Consider the following 21,601-nt stretch of genomic DNA (forward strand, 5'->3'; position numbering starts at 1 on the left):
TATGACAACATACGAACGTTACAGGAGTTTTATGCGGAAGATAGCGGATCTGAATTACGCTTCCGCCGTGCTGAACTGGGATCAGGAGTGTTATATGCCGGAAGGAGGTGCCGCATTCAGGGCACAACAGCTTTCCACCCTTGCGGGTATGGCCCATGATCTGTGTGTGAGCGATGAACTGGGCGAGTGTTTAGCCAAACTTGAGAAAGAAAGCAACCTTACGGCCATAGAAAGAAAGAATGTGGAATGGACCATGAAGGATTTCCGCCGCCATAAAAGGTATACAACAGTATTTGTTGAGGAAATGAGTCATGCGGTCTCCGAGGCGTTCCAGTCCTGGCAAAAAGCCAAAGAGCAAAAGAAATTCTCCCTTTTCGCCCCGCGCCTTGAGAAACTGCTGGATCTGAAAAGGAAAGAGTGTGAACTTCTGGGATATAAGGATCATCCCTATGATGCCATGTTGGATCTGTATGAGCCGGGCGCAACAACTGCCGGCCTGAATAAGTTATTCGGCGACGTTCGGAAAGAGCTCGTAGGTTTTGTAAGGGAGATTAATAGCTGTCCTCCGCCGGAAGACGCATTCATGTTCCGAACCTTCGCAAAAGACAAGCAGTGGGATTTCGGCCTTACCTTGCTCAAGCAGATGGGATTTGATTTTAATTCGGGCCGTCAGGACATCTCTTCCCATCCCTTCACCACAAATTTTAGCCCGCAGGATGTTCGGGTTACAACAAGAATCAATGAAAAGGATCTTCATGAAATGATCTGGTCCTGTGTTCATGAGGGAGGGCATGCACTCTATGAGCAAGGCTTGCCGGAAGAACAATATGGCCTGCCCTGCGGAGAATATATCTCACTGGGCATCCATGAATCACAATCCAGGCTCTGGGAAAATAATGTGGGAAGATCGCTTGCATACTGGAGGCATCACTTTCCCAGACTGAAGGAACTTTTCCCCCTGGAGTTGGGGAAGGTGAATGTGGTGGATTTCTATAAGGCCATGAATCTTGTAAAGCCCTCTTTAATCCGTACCTCGGCGGATGAACTCACATACCATTTTCATGTGATGGTGCGTTTCGAAATTGAGAAGGAACTTATAGAGGGAAAACTGAAGGTCTCCGACCTGCCGGACAAGTGGAACGCCCGGTATATGGAATACCTTGGGGTTAAAGCAGAGAACGACAGTCTGGGTGTTCTTCAGGATATTCACTGGAGTCATGGCAGTTTTGGCTATTTTCCTACTTATTCTCTGGGCAGCTTTTATGCCGCTCAGTTTTTCCGCCAGGCATGTAAAGAGATTATTGGTTTGGAGAAAAAAATCGAGGACGGAAATCTGAACGACCTTCTGAATTGGTTGAGAGAAAAGATTCACCGTCACGGGAAGTTCTTTACTGCTTCAGAGCTCTGTCTCAGGATCACAGGAGAGGAACTGAACTTTAAATACTTTATGGAGTATGCCCGGAAAAAGTATGGAGAGATTTATGAATTGCGATCCGTTTCTGCTTGATATTCAATATATTAAACTTTTTGGCTCAGAATTTGAAAAACACTATAAAACGATATTTATGAAATGGCTAATCTTCTTCTTCGTGCCCCTCTGCCTGCTGCTGGTGTCCTGCAAGGGCGAACAAAAAGTTACCCAAAAGGAAATTGTGCAGACCCCTCCTCCTCCTCCTCCCCCTCCCTCGGGTGGATCTGAAGATGCTACAAACGAACCGGTAAACTATCGTTTGGTGCTGAGCTTCTATTCCATAGGAAGCGGGATTGATAACGCCCATCATGAGAAATGGGTAGAGTTGCTTAATAAGCACAGTCCGGTACTGCTGTATGATAAGGCCGGATGGGGCAGGGAAGGTGAGGTGGATTATTGTTTGATGCTGAAGGAACTGAAGCCGGACGAGCAGGTGAAGTTTATAGCCAGTGTTAAGGAATTGCTCGTCAAATGTGAATGGGTTCACATCGAAGAATACAAGCCCTGCAAGAATAAAAAGTAGGCAGAATCACGCTGGTTTTACCCCCTGTAAGCTATTAGTTTGCAGGGGTTTACAATTTATTAACAGGGACTTAAGTCCGTCTTCAATTTGGTTAACTTCGCAGCACTTTCAAGGCACATTCACTTAAACCTATGGGCACATGATCGAATCAGGATTGAAGGCAGAAAAGGCAAACCTGGCAGAGCTGGGACTTGGCGAAGTGGCTACTGCATGGTGGAATCTTACTCCGGCGGAACTGGTTGAAAAAACACTTCTTTCAGGGCAGGGAACACTGGCCGACAGCGGAGGACTGGTAGTGGACACAGGCGAGTTCACCGGGAGATCGCCCAAGGACAAGTTTGTGGTGATGGACGATGTGACCCGTGACACAATATGGTGGGGGGATGTGAATTTCAAATTTGACCGCGAGAAGTTTGATACCGTTTACGGAAGGGTGTGTGAGTATTTTGCAGGGAAGGAAGTGTTTGTACGCGATTCCTATGCTTGTGCAGATCCCAAATACCGGCTTAATATCCGGGTAGTCACAGAATTGCCATGGAGTAATCTGTTTGCGAACAATCTGTTTCTGCGTCCGACCGAAAAGGAAATAAAGAACTTCAAACCCGACTGGCACATCATCTGTGCCCCCGGATTTAAAGCTGATCCCAGAGTGGATGGCACACGCCAACACAACTTTGCCATCCTGAATCTTTCCAAGCGGATCATTCTGATTGGCGGAACTGCCTACACGGGAGAAATCAAAAAGGGAATATTTACACTGCTGAATTATATTCTTCCTCATGAGAAGGGCGTGCTCTCCATGCATTGTTCTGCCAACATTGGAAAGAAAGGCGATACCGCTATTTTCTTCGGACTTTCGGGTACCGGCAAGACCACTCTTTCTGCAGATCCGGAGCGGGGACTGATTGGTGATGATGAACACGGTTGGGCAGATGGCTCCATTTTCAATTTCGAGGGAGGATGTTATGCAAAGTGCGTAGATCTTTCCAGAGAGAAGGAACCCCAGATATGGGATGCGATCAAATTCGGCGCGTTGGTGGAGAATACCGGATATATCCCGGGAACACGTTCCGTTGATTTTACGAATATAAGCAAGACTGAAAACACAAGGGTAGCCTATCCTATCCACCATATCGGTAACGCTGTAGAACCCAGTGTGGGTGGAGATCCGAAGAATATTTTCTTTCTCACCTGCGACGCATTTGGTGTTCTGCCGCCAATATCTAAACTCGACCCCGGACAAGCCATGTATCACTTCATCAGTGGTTATACCGCTAAGGTGGCTGGAACCGAAATGGGAATTACGGAACCAACTTTGACTTTTTCTGCCTGCTTTGGAAAAGCATTTCTTCCTCTTCATCCGGCACGGTATGCAGAACTTCTTGGAAAAAAACTAAAAGATCATAAAGTGAATGTGTGGCTGGTGAATACCGGATGGACCGGTGGCTCATATGGAGTGGGAAGCCGCATTAAACTCAGTATTACCCGCGCGCTCATTACCGCAGCACTGGAGGGTAGTCTGGAGAAAGCACAATTCAAAACACTCCCTGTATTCAATCTTTCGTATCCCACGTCTTGTGCCGGCGTTGCCGCTGAGATCCTGAATCCCAGAGACACCTGGAAGGATAAAGAGGCTTATGATACAAAAGCCAACTCTCTGGCAGCGGCATTTGTTAAGAATTTTGCCCAGTACGCAGAGGGAACCGGTAAAGAAATACTGGATGCTGCTCCTGTTGTGGCCGAAAAAGTAGGATGAGTCTTTTCTTCGTCCCCGGGATTTCCGGAGATCGCATTCAGCTGGATCGTGATGAATCGCGACACCTGGTGCGTGTACTTCGCTTCAAATCCGGCGATGCCGTAAAGGTGACGGACGGGAAGGGAACATTGTATCATTGTATTCTTCTGAGTGATTCTGCTTCGGGTTGTGAACTGCTCATCGACTCCACAGAGTCACATGAGGAACCCGGGCCTTTTCTCGCCCTGGCGGTAGCACTAACAAAGAACCGGGAACGGACGGAATGGCTGATCGAAAAAGCCGTGGAAATAGGAATTCAGGTTTTTATTCCTATGATGTGCAGGCATTCGGAGCGTGAGTTGCTTAACCGAGACCGTACAGAGCGTATCATGGCATCTGCCATGAAGCAAAGTCTTCGGTATCACCTTCCCACATTGGCCCCGCTCACCCCATTCGAAGAGGTAGTAAAACTTTTTCCGCAGCGACGCAGGATCATCGCACATGCCGGGGCAAAACAGTCAATGAACCGGATTCTTCCCGCCGGCGAAGATGCATTGATCCTCATCGGACCTGAAGGTGATTTTTCAACGGATGAATTGGCAACAGCCAATGCCGAAGGCTTCATCTCTGCTCATCTGGGGAAAGCCCGGCTTCGCACTGAAACCGCGGCGCTGACTGCCGTGGCCGCCTTTGCCATGATACAGTAATTTCTCTTTTGTAACTTTGAACATGCGCACACTGATCATCTTGCTTGCCATGCTGCTCACCGGGTTGGCGTTTAGGGCACCCACTTACCAGATAGCCCGTGTAAAATATAGTGGGGGAGGTGACTGGTATGTGGGTCCGACGGCTCTTCCTAATCTGATGGAATTTTGCAACAAGAACCTGGGAACTAATTTCGGTCCTGAGGAAGCCATTGTTGAAGTGGGCGGCAAGGATCTGTTCAACTATCCCTTCCTCTTCATGACAGGACATGGAAACGTAATATTCAACAACCAGGAGGCTGATAATCTGAGGAAGTACCTCCTCGGCGGCGGTTTTCTATATATCAATGACAGTTATGGAATGGAAAAGTTTATCCGTCCCCAGATGAAAAAAGTGTTCCCTGAACTGGATTTTGTGGAACTTCCGTTTTCCCATCCTATCTACCACCAGAAGTTTGACTTTCCGGGCGGACTTCCGAAAATCCATGAGCACGATGGTAAGCCGGCGCAGGGATTCGGATTGGTGTATGAAGGCCGGGTTGTTTGCTTTTTTGCTTATGAATCTGATATTGGTGACGGATGGGAAGATCCTGAAGTGCACAAAGATCCCGAAGAAAAAAGAACCAAGGCACTCCAGATGGGAGCGAATTTGGTTCAGTATGCCATGATGGGGAGCGGGAAATCTTCAGACTAACCTGAGTAATCAGTGTTTGGGTGGAACTGTAGACGGCTGTTCCAGGCTGATTCTCACTTCCTTTCCGGTCAGACTGTCAATGATCACACGTTCCGGCTTTTCCGTAAAGACAATGCTTTTCTTCTTTTTTTCGTCCACCGTCTTTTTTTCAGAATTCTGTGTATTGACAGCTCCGGGATCAGAGGAGTGAGTGGATTTCCTGTTCTCCTGAGCCCAAATGAGGGCCGGAAATAAAAAGACAGATATATAAAATACGTTTTTCATAGATCTATTCCATAATGATCAGAGAACGGTTTGCGTTCGTTTGTGTAGCGGCATTGATGTGGATCGTATTAGCTACCAGCGACTGGTAATTCCAGTCAATAGAGATGGTAACCGGAACACTGGGCGTTACACTTAAGGGTACAAAAAAGGAACCCGCCCATGCATTACATGAACCATCCCAGTCATCATATTCGCCCACAATTGGCGCGCAGCCTTTGCCATTCTGAGGTGTTCCATTCACAAGCAGGCGAAAAATACAGAATTGCCCGGGGCTGACGGTTCCGGAATAAGTTCCTGAAGCTGAGAATGAAACAAATACAACCGGCTTGGTGGGAGTGAAGGTGATTGTCATTTGGGAAAGTGCAGCTGCCCCGGAATTCGCTGCCCTGTTCACGTCTGTTGTTCCGGCTGCATAGTAGAAGTTAGCAACCCCCGTAGGTCCTGTCGGCCCTGTAGCTCCATTAGCACCGGTAGGTCCCGTTGGCCCGATGGGTCCCTGTGGTCCTTGAGCTCCCTGTGGACCCTGAGGTCCTGTTGGTCCTTGTGCACCGGTAGGTCCCGTTGGGCCGATAGGTCCCTGAGGTCCTGTTGGTCCTTGTGCACCGGTAGGTCCCGTTGGGCCGATAGGTCCCTGAGGTCCTGTTGGTCCTTGTGCACCGGTAGGCCCAGTTGGTCCGATGGGTCCCTGAGGTCCTGTTGCTCCGGTAGGTCCTTGGGCTCCGGTTGCTCCCTGAGGTCCCGTGGCTCCTGTTGCACCATTGGCACCCGTTGGGCCTGTAGGTCCCTGTGCTCCTGTGGCTCCATTCGGACCGGTAGGACCGGTTGGTCCTGTGGCTCCGTTTCCTCCGGCCCGGCACAAATTCACCCATTGTCCGGGAACGGTCTGATAGAACATGTAACAATTGGTATCCGTATCAAATACGATCAGAGAATTGGCAGGGGTTGTAATCGCCAGACGCTGCACCGCTGTCATCCGCGGTATAAGAAGTCCTTTGTTGCTGGAAAGAATTTCAAGAATGGCCGTCGCATCCGGTGTGTTTGTGCCTATTCCTACGTTGTCTTGTGAAAATGATCCCAGACTAATCGTCAGGAATGCTAAAGAGAGAAGTAGTTTGAACATGCTAGAACGTGTTAAAGACCCGCAAATATAATTAAAAGACCTGAATAATTTCGTCTCAGGAGTCATCCGTCCGTCAGCGAATCACACTAACATGACCAACGTACTGATGCAGAAGTTTGAAATTATCCTTAAGTACTACCTTCCAAACGTAAACGTCCTCTTGCACTATTGAACTACCGGTATTGTCTACCCGCCCGTTCCATCCCAGCGTAGGATTCGTGGTGTTAAAAATCAGATTTCCCCAACGGTCGTAAATATATAGTTCATAGGATGTGTTATCCCAGTGAACGCCTTCCGGCAACCAAACATCATTGTAGCCATCATTGTTGGGCGTAAAAGCATTGGGTGCGTAAAAAGTAAAGTCGGGTTTGATCTCCACCACTTGCGTAATGCTGTCCAGGCAACCCTCCGGACTGGTAACAACCAGCGTTACCTGGTAGAAACCGCTGTCTGTGTAGGTATAGGATGGATTCTGACTTGTGGAAGTGCCATTAACCTGATCAAAAGGATTCAGTGTCCAGAACCATGTGTTTGCATTGATCGAAAGGTCCGTAAAGAACACCTGAGAATTGAGTACTGTAGCGTTGGTTGGACTCCAGCTGAAATTCGCCACAGGATTTGAGAACACAGTGACCATGCCGTTCGTTGTTGCACTGGCAGTACAGCCGTTTGCGTCAGTTACTGTTAAAGTGACATCATAGGTGCCCGCAGAGTTAAAGCAGATCGGTCCGGGATTCTGTCCAGTGGCGGTGGAAGGTGTACCACCCTGGAAAGACCAGTTGAAGCTGGTACCTGTACTGGTGCTGCTAAAGCTTGTACAGAACGCGGGGCTTTCGCATCCGGAAGGATCAGGGGTACTCATATTTACAGTCGGTGGTGTATTTACCGTAATAGTTACCGTGCCGGTTGCGGATGGTGTTGTGCAATTGTCTGTAACAGTCACGGTGTAGGTAGTGGTGATGGTAGGACATGCCTGAACAGAATTCCCGTTCATATTTCCGGGCATCCAGGTGTAAGTGTATGGTCCACCGTTTCCGCCCATTCCAAGTGCGTTAAGGGTGGTACAGGCACCCGGACAGACACTTGCCGCTACCGAACTGGCGTTTACTGAGAGTGGCGGTCGGACCGTTACTGTAACCGTAGTTGTTACGGTACAATTATTCGCGTCGGTAACAAGAACGGTGTAGGTTGTGGTTGCGGTAGGACAAACATTTACAGATGTTCCCTGCTGGTTCACCGGCTGCCAGTCAATGACAGGAACTCCGGTACCTCCTGCAACAGTTGCGGTAAGCGTGGTACAGGCTCCTGCGCAAATGGTGACAGAGGGAATGTTTGCAATCGTCAGCTGCGGAGGCTGAGTAATTGTAACAATAGCGGTATCTGTACAACCGTTCGCATCGGTAACCAAAACGGTATAAGTACCTGCGCAAAGTCCGGAAGCACTGGCCAGAGTTCCGCCAGAAGGAGACCACATGTAATTGAAAGGACCTGTTCCGCCCACAACGGCACATGTAGCCGCTCCGTCACAATAACCAAAGCAGGTGACCACGTTGAAGTTAGAAATCGAAACCTGAACGCCGGCGTTGTTCGCAACGTTTACACAGGCAGAATCAGTGCAGCCATTTGCATCCGTAACGATCACGCAATAGGTTCCGGAATTAATGTTATTTACAGTGGAGGTGGTATAACCGCCGGGGGTCCATGCATAAGAGTATGGTCCTACTCCGCCACTGGCGATAACATTCATGCTTCCGTCGGGCTGACCGCAGTTCGAAGGAGTGGAACTGATGACCAGGTTGATCGCAGAGGGAGAGGAGACGATTGCGGTGTCGGTGGCGGTGCATCCCCAGGCATCGGTTACGGTAACAGTATATGTACCCTGGCAGAGGCCGGTTATGTTTGCACCGGTGGCCGCATTGGACCAGGTGTAACTAAAAGGACCATTACCGCCTGCAACGATGGTTGTGGCCTGGCCGGTGCAGTTACCATTACACAAAGTTGGGAAGCCGGCAGTGGTGAGCGTTAATTGGTTTCCGACAAAAACAGTTACCTGGTCAGTGCCCGTACATCCGTTGGCATCTGTCACAGTAACCGTATAAGTAGTGGTTACAGTTGGATTTGCAGTTGGGTTGGCAATATTAGGGTTGCTCAATCCGGTGGTGGGAGTCCATAGATACTGCACACCGCCTGAAGCATTGAGAATGGTGCTGCCGTTATAACAAATGGTATCATCAGGTCCCGCATTCGCATTCTGCAGGGAAGTAATATTTATTGTTACTGTTGCCGTACCTGAACATACTCCGTCGGATACTGTCACTGTATAGGTAGTGGTGACGGTGGGCGTAGCAATGGGATTGGCAATGTTGGGGTTATTTAAGAAAGTTGCAGGCGACCAGCTGTATGAAATCGCTCCTACGGCTGAGGCGTTCAGCTGCACCTGCTGCCCGGAGCAGATGGTGGTAGATGCCGGGTTCACGTTCACCGCCAGAGTGTTCACATTAACGGTAACCTGGTCGGTCACGGTTACTGTGGAATTATTACAGTTAGTATGGGTAACCACTGCAGTATAGGTAGTAGTTACCGTCGGGCAAACGTTAATGGTTAGTCCTGTACCGATCAGGGTGGGGCCATTATACCAGGATACGGTATAAGTGGCAGCTCCGGCAGGGGTGTATCGCCTTCCTTCGTTGTTGGCAGTCCACTGGGTCGGGCTGTTTCTTCCGGGAACAACAGTTGCCAGCGTTCCGGCAGCGTTATGTAATCCCTGTATGGCTTTTCCACCATTCCATCCGGCACAAAGTGGTTTTACGTTTAAAAAATTATCAATGATGTTGGTTGTTTCATAGAGTACAATCTGCTGCGTAGCCGGTGTTCCGCAGGAATACATTGGAACCTGGTACCAGGATACCACCAAACGGCGGCAAGGTGTGGCCCCATAAACCTGGTAGCGAACCTGTCCTCCAACACCCGGATTTATATCCTGCCAGGGCCCCATGATACAATTTCTCGGCGATGAACCTGAAGCATCAGGAATTGGATTCGTGATCACCCAGGTGGAGGTGGTGGCACTGAATCCTACCCACCCATTGGAGCCAATAACAAAAGTGTTGTAAACCGTACCGTAATAACAGAAAGGAAAGGGCAAGGGTATTAAACCGGTCTGGGAATCATCCGTAAGGGCCACTGCGGTACCCACGTTGAAGGGGTCCGGGGCGTAGGGTATGATTGCCTGCGTATAGCTGGTGGTTTGATTACTGGGAACCGGAGTTGCGGTTAACGTAGTGCAGTTTGGAGCACAAATCGTTACATCCGGTCCTGCATTCACGGTAACACATGTTTGTGCTACACCCAAAGAGGAATAAAGTAGCACAACAGAAAGAACAATCAGGGGCCTTAACATTTCTTCTTTTTCTTAACTTAGCAAACGTGTTTCTCCTATAAGACCCTAATAATCAATACAAAGTTGCATATTTATTCTGAAATAAGGTGCTTCGGCAAAGACATTTATTTCTTCGACTGAATCATGTTTTTTAACGATTAAAGACCAAAAATGATTACAGCGATCAGGGATTGGTTTGAGGTGCATGCCTTCGGGGTATGTACCTGGTTGGGAGGAAAACTGGGGATCCGGACCACCCGGATCAGGATGTATTTTATATATCTCACGTTTTTTACAGTGGGTTCGCCCATCCTTATCTACTTCATGCTTGCCTTTTTATTGGAACACCGGGAGTATTTTCGTCCCCTGCGTACCCGGCGCAAAACAGTTTGGGATATTTAAACCCTGTCCTTGACCAAGAGCCTCAAACATTTTCACAAGTTTTATATTGCTGTCGGGCTGCTATTGCTGATTGTGGTTATCGGCATTTCAGGATACATGATCATTGAGGATTTCTCCTTCCTGGATGCTCTTTATATGACAATCATTACAGTGGCTACAGTTGGTTTCCGGGAGGTCCATCCGTTGGGCGATGGGGGAATGATTTTCACGGTGATTCTCATCATCATAAGTTTTGGTACATTCGCCTATGCCATTACTTCGCTGACAACGTATGTAATGGATGGAGAGTTCAACAGGTATTTTCAGGAAAGGAAAATGAGTAAAGCCATAGATGCTCTGGAGGGTCATGTGATTATTTGTGGTTACGGCCGTAACGGCCGCCAGGCAGCACATGTATTAAAAAAGCACGACAAGCGATTTGTTGTGATTGAGAGCAAGAAGGAGTTAACGGAATCACTGACCCACCGGTATACTGATCTGGTAATTTGCGAGGATGCCACCAAAGATGAAACGCTGGAGAAAGCCGGAATCCGCAAAGCAAGCGCACTCATTACCACCTTGCCCATGGATGCGGATAATCTGTTCATTGTTTTATCTGCACGGGCGCTGAATCAGGGGTTGTGTATTATCAGCAGGGCGTCGGATGACAATTCTGATAAAAAACTGAAGACGGCTGGCGCGAACAATGTGATCATGCCGGACAGAATAGGCGGCGCACACATGGCCTCCCTTGTGCTTAAACCGGACGTTATTGAGTTTATTGATGTGATCACAGGTCAGGGGGGCGATACCATCAACCTCGAGGAAATTACATTTGATAACCTGCCGGAGCATTTACGCAATCACAGCATTAAGGATCTGGAAGTACGCAACCGCTCAGGTGCGAATATCATTGGCTTCAAGACGGGCTCAGGCGACTATGTCATTAATCCCTCAGCCGAAACAAAGATTATCCCCGGTGCTAAATTGTTTGTCCTCGGAACTTCGGAGCAGATCAGGAAGCTGAGAGAAATTCTTTCCTGAGTATGCTGCATGGCAAGAGGGTGCTGATTACCGGATCAAACGGGCTGCTGGGTCAAAAGCTGGTCTATCGTTTGCTTGACGAAGGGCATAAGAACATTCATGCATGTGCACGTGGTGAAAACAGGTTACTGAGAACCGGGGGGTACGAGTTTCATTCCCTGGATATCGGAAATGCTAAAGAAGTGATGAATGCCTTTAGCAGTGTTTTGCCGGATGTAGTCATCAATACGGCCGCAATGACGAATGTGGATGCCTGCGAAACAGAGAAGGAGGCCTGCGACTACGCTAATGTTACTGGTGTGGAGAACCAGCTGATGGCCCTTTCGGCTCTGCGCGGATCGCATCCGGGGTATGAGCCGCACTATATTCATCTTTCCACTGATTTTGTTTTCGATGGTGCAGCCGGACCTTACAGCGAGGAGGATTCACCGAACCCCTTGTCCTATTACGCTCTTTCTAAATGGAAGGCGGAACAGCTGATCAGTACCAGCGGCGTCAGATGGGCCATTGCCCGAACCATTATCATTTACGGTGTAACGGATAATATGAGCCGCAGTAATGTGGTGCTATGGGCGAAACAATCGCTCTCCGCAGGACAAACCATCCGTGTAGTTGATGATCAGTTTCGGTCACCAACATTGGCGGAGGATCTGGCGGAGGGATGTTTGCTTATCGCAGAAAAGGGCGCCACTGGCATCTATCACCTATCAGGTCCGGATACCATGAGTATTCTGGAACTGGTACAAAAGGTAGCCGATTTCTGGAAGCTGGACCGCCGCCTTATTCAGCCTGTTCAGACTGCATTACTAAATCAGCCTGCGATACGTCCGCCACGAACCGGTTTTATTCTTGATAAAGCGCGGAAAGAACTCGGGTACTCGCCCCGGACATTCGAGGAGGGTCTGCAGGTGGTGGATCAACAGCTTTCCATTTAACAGCTGGCTCAGACAAAACCCGGATCTTCAAAATCGCGGTACAAGATTTTTTTGCTTTCCGCCCCCAGCCAACGTTCCAGAATTCCGGCGTAAATACATCTGAAGTCCATCCGGAATTTAAGATCTCCTCCATCGTCAAGATTTTTCAGGTCCGGACCTTCGTTGAGTATTCCTTTTTTTCGAAGTGCCCCTCCCAGCAATAAAACGTTTCCGGCTGTGCCGTGGTCCGTTCCTCCGCTGGCATTTGCTGCCACCCTTCTTCCGAATTCAGAGAAGATCATGATAAGGGTATCTTTCCAGCGGTTCTGACTGCGCAAATCTTTGATGAATGCCTGCAGTGCCTCGTCCAGTTGTCCGAGAAGCCGTGCATGTGTACCTGCCTGTGAAACATGTGTATCATAACCGGTCTGGGCTACATAATAAACAGCCGTTTCAAGTCCTGAACCAATGAACATAGAAGTACTTTTCAACTGTTTCCCCAGCGGCGTGGCAGGATATTCGGCTTTGACTTGATGCAATTTTGTTTTCTCCTGAATATACTGCGCTGAAGCGGCTGTTTCGGTCAATGTACGGTAGAGGTAAAATAGATTTTGCTGTTGTTCATTCTCATGATCCTGAGACAGAGAGGCAAAGAGATCTTCTGTGGTCATCAGATAAAATTGTTTCGGGTCTGTGAGCGCAATCGCTTTTCTGGTTTCGCCTTTCACGGCCAGCGAAAGACTGGAATCCGTTTCTATGATATCATGTGCTGTTTTTCCGTTCTGGTCCAGGTATCTCCCGAGCCAGCCGGTACTTAGGAACTCCGAGGCATCCGATGCGGAGTGCCATATATCTGTAGACCGGAAGTGGGAGCGGTCGGGATTAGGATATCCTACGTTATTCACGATGGTCAAATCTCCGCTGCGGAAACATTCCTGCAAAAACTTCAGTGAGGGGTGAAGAGCAAGTTCATCCGTGAGAGGTAACACCTCTTTTTCCGGAAGCGCCAGCTTCTTCCTCAGTTTATAATACAGGTCATTCTTGTACGGTATTACGGTGTTCAGCCCGTCATTCCCTCCTGAAAGCTGGATCACCACCAGTTTTTTTCCGGCAGACATTTCCGGAAGCAGGCGGCTTCCTGCCTTGAGAAAATCCGGAGTCATTACAAGTCCGGTGGCCAGGGCGGAAGCCCGTATGAAGTCGCGTCTTTTCATTTAGCCAAGTTGAAATTCAGGAAAAGATAACAGCACAATGGCCTGCCCTTTGTAATCCCGTTCCCGTATACTGTACATAATCTCTTTGGCCGTGGTGCTTTGGATCTCTCCAATGATGTGATCGGCATGGGCGATTAGATTCGTCCCCGGAAAATCGAGCTGAAAGGCCTCCCAGTTGGCTTTCGCTCCAAATTTCCGGCGGATCCGCGCTTTCACTTTTTCCGGCAGTGTGTTTTCTGCGTCATCTTTCTCGTCATTCCATTCGATTTCACCGCTGTTCAGCAACAGAGAGGCCAGTCGCATACGGGTCATCAGCCGGGAACTGTCGATCCAATGTTTTCCTCCCGGCCAGCCCGCTACATTTGGCGGATAGAAAAGCACCTGTCCGAGCATGTGCTGAATCAGTAGCATTGTTTTATCATCCTCATAGGTGATTTTGAATTTCCGGTGAAGATTAACAAGAATCTCAACGGGAGAGCGTATCAGCGCACAATAATGAACAGAATTAAAAAACCATTCGGCACGAAACAGGAAGCGAAACAGGGTGTCTATATTGTAATCGGAGTTGAAGAAAACCTCCGCCATTTCGGAAATTCTGCTGTTGTCCGGCGTTTCATTTACAAAATGACGATATATTTTCCCACAGATAAACTGGGCGGTTTCTTTCCGGGAAAGAAGGATGTTGATAATGTCATCGCCGGACCAGTTTCCCTTTTTTTCCATGAATTCCTTTTCACCCTCATCGTGCCATTCCTGACTCACCGTAAACGTTCCTTCTCCGGATAGGGTGTGTCCTGTAAAGGCGCGGGCGGCTTCGCGTACGTCTTTTTCCGAATAATTTCCACGGCCAATTGTAAAAAGCTCCATCAGTTCCCGGGCAAAATTTTCATTGGGATGATCCTTCCGGTTCTGCCGGTTATTCAGAAAGTCCAGCATGGCAGGCTCCCGGGACAGGGCGATAACCATTTCGCGAAAGCTTCCCAGTGCATGCTTGCGCAGCGTATTGATATACGAGAGAACGAAGGCGGGATGATTATGGCGGCAGGCAAAATGCCCGTGCCAGAAAAGGGCCACTTTCTCTCGAAACATCGCTTCGTCCTTTTCCATCCGACGGATCCACGATATATTCAGCTTACTGATCTTGTCTCTGCTGGTTTCCCGGTATTGCTTGCGGACAGATTTTGACATTTTCTTCAGTTCCGACAGGGTTGGATCAGGGGAAGAAAGAACCAGCGGCTCGTAGTTTGCGTGAAGGGTGAATAAATCATTAACCAACCCATCCATGTTTAATCCATCCCCGTATTTTTTGCAAAAAGGTACTGTAACCCCGAATCCTGCACGGTTCATGAGGTGAAGTAATTTTCCCAGCGAGCTGCCTTTTTTGTTCATTCCCTGTTAGATGTGTGCTGTACCTGCAAGTTTAATGCCGATAATTAGGATGTCATCCACTTGTTCCAGGTCACCCATCCATTCTTTCAGGTGGGAACGAAGTGATTCCTCCTGGCGATCCATCGGTTGCATGCGCAGTGACAATAGGAGTTCCTTGAGCCGGTTGTATTTGAATTTTTTTCCGCCCTGCTTCGCGGATCCACCGAATTGGTCGGCATAGCCGTCTGTAAAAATATAAAGGAGATCGCCATCCCGAACGTCCAGACGTTTTGTCCTGAAGGGAATATTCTCCCCTTTATACGATCCAATGGGATGTTTATCTCCTTTTACTTCTTCCAGTGAAGCAGTTCCGGCACGCACGATCCAGCAGGGATTGTTCGCTCCTGCAAAATGTACTTCCTGCATCACATCATCAAAGCAAAGGATGGCCATATCCATCCCGTCACGATTCTCGCCGGCAGCTCCTGTCTGTTTGAGAGACTTCACTACCATTTTCCGCAGTTCATTCAGAATATCCCCCGGGTCGGTTATTTTTTTCTCCAGCACAATTTCGTTCAGAAACGCATTTCCGATCATGCTCATAAAGGCACCCGGTACTCCATGTCCTGTACAGTCTACTGCTGCAATGAGCCGTTTTTGGCCGAGTTGTGCAAACCAGTAAAAATCACCGCTGACAATATCGCGAGGGTGAAGGAAGATGAAGGTGTGGGGAAACAATCGGTACTTTTCTTCTCTGGCAGGCAATATGGCTTCCTGAATTCGTGCAGCATAGTTGATGCTGTCAGTGATATCTTTGTTTTTTTCTTCAATGATCTCCTTTTGCCGGACAACTTCGGCGGTGCGTTCTGTTACTTTTTCCTCCAGCGCCCTCTTATCTCTTTCCAGTTTCTGTGTGCGGTACCGGAATAAAGCTCCTGCGCCTGCACCCAGCAGGGCTGCAATGCAAAGGTAAAACCAGGCGGTCTGGTAATAGGGCGCTGAGATGGTAAAGGAATAGACCAGGGGATCCGGTGTCCATATGCCTTCATTGTTGCTGGCGATAATGTGCAATGTATAATGCCCGGGCTTCAATCCGGAGTAGGTGATGGTACCGCTTTCTGATTCCGGAGACCATTTTTCTTCCGCCCCTTCCAGCATATGCTTGAATCGCACTTTCTCCGGCGCACTCATACAAATACCGGTAAAGGAAAATGTGAGATGATTCTGATAATAAGCGAAAACAGGCTCAATCGGAAGGTCGTTTTCCGGTCCCACCCTGAATCCGAGTGAATCCCAGTTTTGATTTTCAAAAAACAATTGAAGGGAAGTCAGAAGAGGGGTAACAGCCAGGGGATTATTGTTTAACGAAACCGGATCCAGGCATACCAGGTTTTTTTTGTTCGAGAACCAAATTCGTCCGTCCGGGTCTGCATATCCGGAGGCTGGAAGACAGTCGATGTCATTCAGGCCTTCCGCCTTACCGAAATTTTTTATTTCCGGCATTTCTGCTTTCCCGACATCGCTGATACGGACGCGGGACAGTCCTTTAGTGGTTCCCACCCAGGCGTAATCTCCTGACACCACTATGAAAACAATCACATCATGCACGAGTCCATGCCGGTGATCCACTGTAATAAATTGTTTCCCGTCATAAACAGATAAACCGGAACCGTAAGTCCCTATCCACAAACGGCCGAGTGCATCTTCTGCAACACAGTTGACATAATCATTCGGCAGACTATCGCTTTTCCTGATATTCCGGATTTTTCCATCGGACATAATACCACATAAACCATGATCCCATGTGCCAAACCACTTATTATTCTTGCTGTCTATATAGATTCCGTTGAGGTAATCGCAGCAGAATCCGTTTTCCGGCAGGAAACCTTCATAGATACCTTCCCGGAATTTGCCTGCGCCATGCCCCCAGGATGAAGCCCAGTAGAACCCATCCCGGTCCTGCAGAAAATATTTGACATTGGCCGTGTTCATTCCGTTCTTCTTATTCCACTCTACAGTTTTTCCGGGATGTTCTTCGATTAGTGTGGTGCCGGCATAAATCGTCAACTGTCCGTCGGGTCTTGTAAATACCCGGTAATTCTTTTCGGGAAATCGCTCGTCACGTACAAACTTTTTCGCAACGGAATCAAACTGCAGGAGACCTCCCGAAGTTCCGGCCCAGAAGGAACCGTCAGATTTCCGTGTTACGGCATTCACCAGAAGATCTTCCAATCCCGATTCTTTTCCGAAATTTACGATGGCGTCGCCGCGGTACCGGGTAATGCCGAAGCCCCAGAGACTCATCCAAAGATTGTTCTCGCGATCCACAATCAGGTGGTATACATTATTTGTCTGCAGCCCGTGCATTGTTTTCTTATTCATCAATTGCCCGTTCTTCCTGATAAGCACCAGACCCTGCTGATTGGTGCCTACCCAAAGTCCTTCGCGTGGATCCCAGAAGAGGCAATTGATGAATTGCTGGTCAAGTACCGGATTCATTGGTACTTTTTTTGCCCGCAGCTTTCCTGATTCCATCCATAATTCCGAAACGCCGTGAGCCGTAGCGGAAAATATTTTCCCTTCCGCTGTAATTACTGTATACATGATGGTATCCGATGTGAGACCGTCGCTGCGCTGAACGCGGTAAGTTGTTTCGCCATCAATCATGTATACACCTCCGGCCCAGCTGGAAGCCCATATCCTGCCCTGGTCATCAGCGTGGATATGCATGAAGGGAATCGCATCGATGTGCTTATCCGGACCGAAGTACCGGGTGCGTTTCCCATCGTACATATAGATGCCGCTGTCGGTAGCAAGCCAAAGCTGATCTTTCTTGTCGATGTCGAGGGAATATACTCTCTTCGAGGAGGGTAAGAGGCTGTCGTACCAGTTTGTAATTCGTTTTCCGTCGTACATAAAAACACCTCCGCCCAGGGAACCGAACCAGATCCTGCCGCGACTGTCTTCTGCGGTACCTCGTGTGATGTTACCGCTTACTCCGTCAGCTTCTCCGAAATTTCGGAAGGTCCTCCCGTCAAACCGCGAAATGCCGCCACCAAACGTGGTGACCCAGATGTATCCTTTAGAATCCTGAAATAAGGAGTTGACCTGTGAGTGTGAAAGCCCTTCATCTATCGAGTAGTTCTTTAAAAAGGAAACCTGTGAAAACGAGACCTGAATTCCCGCCATAACGGCAAGAAAAAAAACAGTGCGCTTTTTCCGATGGAATATGTGAAGGAGATTACGCACTATATTTTTATCAAAATTACGCACACATCGTCCATTTGCTCCAGACTGCCTCGCCACGCTTCAAATTCCCGGCCGAGATCGGCGGCTATTTTTCCTGTTGTGTTTTTACTGAGGGAGAGCATCAGATTTTTAAACTCTTTTGTCATCAGTTTTTTACCTCCTGTCTTTGGACCCTTTCCGCCGAATTGATCAGCATAGCCATCTGAGCTTAGTATGAAGAGGTCACCCTTGCGCGCATCAGTCCGGTGAAGTGAATAAACCGTATCCTGATTCCCGGAAGCACTGATGGGTATCTTATCGCCTTTCCATTCTTCCAAATTTTCTTCTCTTATTTTCCATAAAGGTCGTTGTGCGCCGGCAAATTCCAAGGTACCAGCCAGTGGATCATAAGCGATGACCGCAATATCCATACCGTCCTGCACCCGTGTTGCAGACTGTTCTCCCGCACCGGAATGTTTAAGAGCAAGGGGAAACTGTTGCTGGATATTATTCAAAATCAGATGCGGTGCTGTCACTCCCCTTTCCAGAATAGCCTGATGCAGGAGATTGCTTCCTATCATACTGAGCAGTGCGCCGGGAACTCCGTGCCCGGTGCAATCCGCGCATGCGGCGATGTGTTTATTGTCGCGGCTGCCGAACCAGTAGAAATCACCGCTCACGATATCTTTCGGCCGGAACAGGACTGAGCAATCCGGGAATGTGGCGCTTATCAGATCCGGACCAGGCAGAATCGAATCCTGGATTCTTTTGGCATATAATATGGAGTCGGTGATATCTTTATTTTTTTCCTCGATTATTTTCTTCTGTTCTACAATTTCCGCTGTGCGTTCTTTTACCTGGAATTCCAGCATTTCCTTTTGCCCTTCCAGTATCCGCTGCCGTTCCTTTTCCTGCTCAATAGTAATAGCGCTCAGTTTTTCCACTTCGTGCAGTTTTTTTTCAAGACTTCTGCTGGTGACGGAGAAATTATAAGCCAGGTAGAGGCTCATTGAGATAGGTACACAAAGCATGAGGATCAGCAATATGACGGAAAAGATGGGGTGGCTGACTGAAATATGCAGTCCATTGTTCCCACCATAAAATAGAAGTGAGAGTAATCCGAAAATAAAGAGGGCAAACAACACAATGCTTGCGCCAAGAATTCGTGATCCCGGTTTGTTGTTTTTGATTGCACGGAAGGTGCCCAGGATCATGGAGATGACCGTGAAAACGGTAAGCCAGACTCCACTCATAGAATAAATGCCCATGCCGAACCATCCAAACAGCACATACCCCAGGCTGAGAACTGCACTCAGAACAGCCAGCCAGGCGATTTTTGGGAATCCGTTTCCATGAACGCGGTAAACAAACATCAGAAGAGAGAAGAAGAGAATAGGATTAGCCAATGCCATCAGGGCCATATCAGTCCATCGGGTGATCTCAGGCTGGGTTTGCCATGTGCTCATGCCTGCTAAACCGAAAATAGCGGCATAGCATAAGGCAAAAATGGAGAAGAACAGGTTTTCACCGGCCCTGCGGTAGAATAAATAGAGCAGAAAATGAATTAATGACAAGGTGGCGAGAAAAGCCGCAATAATATTTGTGACCAGCATGGTACTCCTCCTGCTGGTGTCTTCCAGCTGGGCCTGTGTTGCCGTGCTTACAGATAATTTGAATCCGGGAGGATAGTCTTTTATGAGCTCACTGAAGTCTGTGAAGGACGTAAAGGAATAGCGCACCGCAAGGACATGCATTTTGCGCGGATCCGGTGTAAAATGGATCGGCAGGAGTGACGGATTCATCAGCACCTCCTTGCCGGCCTCGGCGGACACTACTCCGTACTTTGCAAGCAATATGCCATCAAGATAAATTTCCGATGCGCCAAAATGATCGAGCCGGAGGGCGAAGGGTTGAGTGGTACGGAGCAGGGAAGGACCAAACCGCAAACGAAACCAGGCCGGCCGGCCGGAATAATCTTCCGGCAGACTGTCGGTTCTGATAGTGGTCCAGTTACTGTCGTTTAATTCAGGGTCGGCTCCCTCAGGAGTATCTTCTGCGCTGAATTTCCACCCGCTGTTTAAAATAATTTTGTCCGGTGCATCTTTGTTTCGCCCTTCCTCGAAATGCTGCTGCCCCAGGTCGTTGATCCACCAGAAATAAAAGAACAGAACCACAAAGGATCCTACGGACCATAAAACCCATTTCAGAATAGCTGACTTCACCCACCTAAGTTAAAAGGTTCAGAGCATTTGGCGAAATTAAAGAACGGTGGGGAATAGCGCATGCTGAAGAATATACGCCCCAACACCTGCGAAATAGCCCAGTGCTGCGAGCCAGCCGATGTTTTTCAGATACCAGAAGAAGTCTATTTTCTCCATTCCCATTGCCGCCACGCCCGCGGCAGAGCCTATGATCAGTATGCTGCCGCCGGTGCCGGCACAATACGCGAGAAATTCCCATAGGTAGTGGTCCATGGGATACATCCCGATATCGTACATGCCCATGGAGGCAGCTACCAGCGGAACGTTGTCAATGATGGCGGAAAGAAGGCCAATGGAGGTGACAATGATATTAAGATTTCCGATCGTGTCATTCATCCAGGTCGCCAGTTCGCTTAACAACCCGGTGGATTGAAGCGCAGACACGGCTAAAAGAATACCAAGGAAGAAGAGAATACTGGGCATATCTATCTTCCGGAGCGCATGAAGCACCGAATACGCACCTTTGTCTTCATCATCCTTCTGGTAGTGAATGATCTCTGTTACAATCCAAAGCAGCCCGAGGCCGAACAAAATGCCCATATAAGGGGGCAGATGGGTAACGGTTTTAAATACCGGCACAAATAGTAACATAGCGATGCCGAAATAGAAAACAAAATTTCGCTCAAACGGCGTGGTGGGGCTTCCGCTTGGATCCTCCCGTCTGTTGTCGAGGGCCGCAAATTCACCTTTCATCCGCAGAGAAGTTACAATCAGGGGGGCGAGCAGGCATAGCATGGAGGGAAAAATGAGCTTTGAGATAATTGCCCCGGTACTCAATTGTCCGCCGATCCACAGCATGGTGGTGGTAACGTCTCCGATGGGACTCCAGGCACCGCCGGCGTTGGCTGCAATCACAATCATTCCGGCGAAGAACAGACGCTGCTTTTGTTCAGGTACAAGTTTTCTGATCAGGGAAATCATAACAATTGTGGTGGTGAGATTGTCCAGTACAGCGGAGAGGAAAAAGCTAAGCAGAGATACAATCCACAGCAGCCGCGATTTTTTTCTTGTTTTGATCCGGGAGGTGATTACCTCGAAGCCGTCGTGCGCGTCAATAAGTTCCACGATGGTCATGGCACCCATCAGAAAAAACAGAATACCGGCGAGTTCACCCAGGTGATGATGAAGATTACTTTCTACCATTCCCTTCCCGGCCGGTTCCGCCTGAAATAGAATATATATCGTCCAGCACAGAACACCGGTCAGAAGAGCGCTTGCGGCCTTGTTTATTTTCAGGGAATGCTCGAAGGCAATACAGGCATATCCTGCAATAAAAAGAATAATGATCAGCGTTTCCATTA

16 protein-coding genes are annotated in these 21,601 nt (G+C 48.5%); 8 read left to right on the forward strand and 8 right to left on the reverse strand.

Features of this window, described 5'->3' with window-relative positions; translation table 11 throughout:
* Nucleotide 1: 1 nt before the first annotated feature.
* The 5 genes from IT233_12975 (at nucleotide 2) to IT233_12995 (ending at nucleotide 5,127) form a co-directional block, all read left to right on the forward strand.
* A complete protein-coding gene (locus IT233_12975; protein MCC7303546.1) occupies nucleotides 2-1,507 on the forward strand; it encodes a carboxypeptidase M32 in 1,506 nt (501 codons plus the stop codon).
* Nucleotides 1,508-1,565: 58 nt separating this feature from the next.
* Nucleotides 1,566-1,994 carry a hypothetical protein gene (locus IT233_12980; GenBank protein ID MCC7303547.1) on the forward strand — a complete coding sequence of 143 codons (429 nt, stop codon included), beginning with the start codon at nucleotides 1,566-1,568 and terminating at the stop codon, nucleotides 1,992-1,994.
* Between the two features lie 139 nt (nucleotides 1,995-2,133).
* The gene (gene pckA, locus IT233_12985) at nucleotides 2,134-3,750 is read left to right on the forward strand and encodes a phosphoenolpyruvate carboxykinase (ATP) (GenBank protein ID MCC7303548.1); all 1,617 of its coding nucleotides are present in this window, start codon (nucleotides 2,134-2,136) and stop codon (nucleotides 3,748-3,750) included.
* Nucleotides 3,747-4,436 (forward strand): 16S rRNA (uracil(1498)-N(3))-methyltransferase, encoded by a 690-nt coding sequence (locus IT233_12990; GenBank protein ID MCC7303549.1) that lies wholly within the window; start codon nucleotides 3,747-3,749, stop codon nucleotides 4,434-4,436. The genes pckA and IT233_12990 overlap by 4 nt, the downstream gene beginning before the upstream one ends.
* A gap of 22 nt (nucleotides 4,437-4,458) precedes the next feature.
* Entirely contained in the window at nucleotides 4,459-5,127 is a 669-nt protein-coding gene (locus IT233_12995; GenBank protein ID MCC7303550.1) for a DUF4159 domain-containing protein, read from the forward strand.
* 9 nt (nucleotides 5,128-5,136) lie between these two features.
* On the opposite strand, the gene IT233_13000 is transcribed toward IT233_12995, so the two are convergent.
* The 3 genes from IT233_13000 to IT233_13010 form a co-directional block, all read right to left on the reverse strand.
* Entirely contained in the window at nucleotides 5,137-5,391 is a 255-nt protein-coding gene (locus IT233_13000; protein MCC7303551.1) for a hypothetical protein, read from the reverse strand.
* A 4-nt stretch (nucleotides 5,392-5,395) separates the two neighbouring features.
* A complete protein-coding gene (locus tag IT233_13005) occupies nucleotides 5,396-6,511 on the reverse strand; it encodes a hypothetical protein (GenBank protein ID MCC7303552.1) in 1,116 nt (371 codons plus the stop codon).
* 73 nt (nucleotides 6,512-6,584) lie between these two features.
* A complete protein-coding gene (locus IT233_13010; protein MCC7303553.1) occupies nucleotides 6,585-9,911 on the reverse strand; it encodes a gliding motility-associated C-terminal domain-containing protein in 3,327 nt (1,108 codons plus the stop codon).
* Nucleotides 9,912-10,061: 150 nt separating this feature from the next.
* Between IT233_13010 and IT233_13015 the strand changes: the two genes are divergently transcribed.
* From IT233_13015 to IT233_13025, 3 genes are all read left to right on the forward strand, one after another.
* Nucleotides 10,062-10,292 (forward strand): PspC family transcriptional regulator, encoded by a 231-nt coding sequence (locus IT233_13015; protein ID MCC7303554.1) that lies wholly within the window; start codon nucleotides 10,062-10,064, stop codon nucleotides 10,290-10,292.
* A gap of 96 nt (nucleotides 10,293-10,388) precedes the next feature.
* A complete protein-coding gene (locus IT233_13020) occupies nucleotides 10,389-11,315 on the forward strand; it encodes a potassium channel protein (protein MCC7303555.1) in 927 nt (308 codons plus the stop codon).
* Between the two features lie 2 nt (nucleotides 11,316-11,317).
* A complete protein-coding gene (locus IT233_13025; GenBank protein ID MCC7303556.1) occupies nucleotides 11,318-12,250 on the forward strand; it encodes an NAD(P)-dependent oxidoreductase in 933 nt (310 codons plus the stop codon).
* An 8-nt stretch (nucleotides 12,251-12,258) separates the two neighbouring features.
* On the opposite strand, the gene IT233_13030 is transcribed toward IT233_13025, so the two are convergent.
* Genes IT233_13030 through nhaD form a run of 5 tightly spaced genes read right to left on the reverse strand, consistent with a single transcriptional unit; the run spans nucleotide 12,259 to nucleotide 21,599 of the window.
* Nucleotides 12,259-13,443 (reverse strand): DUF1501 domain-containing protein, encoded by a 1,185-nt coding sequence (locus IT233_13030; GenBank protein MCC7303557.1) that lies wholly within the window; start codon nucleotides 13,441-13,443, stop codon nucleotides 12,259-12,261.
* Nucleotides 13,444-14,832 carry a DUF1800 domain-containing protein gene (locus tag IT233_13035; protein ID MCC7303558.1) on the reverse strand — a complete coding sequence of 463 codons (1,389 nt, stop codon included), beginning with the start codon at nucleotides 14,830-14,832 and terminating at the stop codon, nucleotides 13,444-13,446. It lies immediately after the preceding gene.
* Nucleotides 14,833-14,838: 6 nt separating this feature from the next.
* Nucleotides 14,839-18,000, reverse strand: a complete 3,162-nt coding sequence (locus tag IT233_13040) for a SpoIIE family protein phosphatase (protein MCC7303559.1) — start codon at nucleotides 17,998-18,000, stop codon at nucleotides 14,839-14,841.
* A gap of 59 nt (nucleotides 18,001-18,059) precedes the next feature.
* Nucleotides 18,060-20,261 carry a SpoIIE family protein phosphatase gene (locus tag IT233_13045; protein MCC7303560.1) on the reverse strand — a complete coding sequence of 734 codons (2,202 nt, stop codon included), beginning with the start codon at nucleotides 20,259-20,261 and terminating at the stop codon, nucleotides 18,060-18,062.
* Between the two features lie 36 nt (nucleotides 20,262-20,297).
* Nucleotides 20,298-21,599 (reverse strand): sodium:proton antiporter NhaD, encoded by a 1,302-nt coding sequence (nhaD, locus tag IT233_13050; protein ID MCC7303561.1) that lies wholly within the window; start codon nucleotides 21,597-21,599, stop codon nucleotides 20,298-20,300.
* Between the last annotated feature and the right edge of the window lie 2 nt (nucleotides 21,600-21,601).

It is taken from the genome of Bacteroidia bacterium, from assembly GCA_020852255.1.
Lineage (GTDB): Bacteria > Bacteroidota > Bacteroidia > JADZBD01 > JADZBD01 > JADZBD01.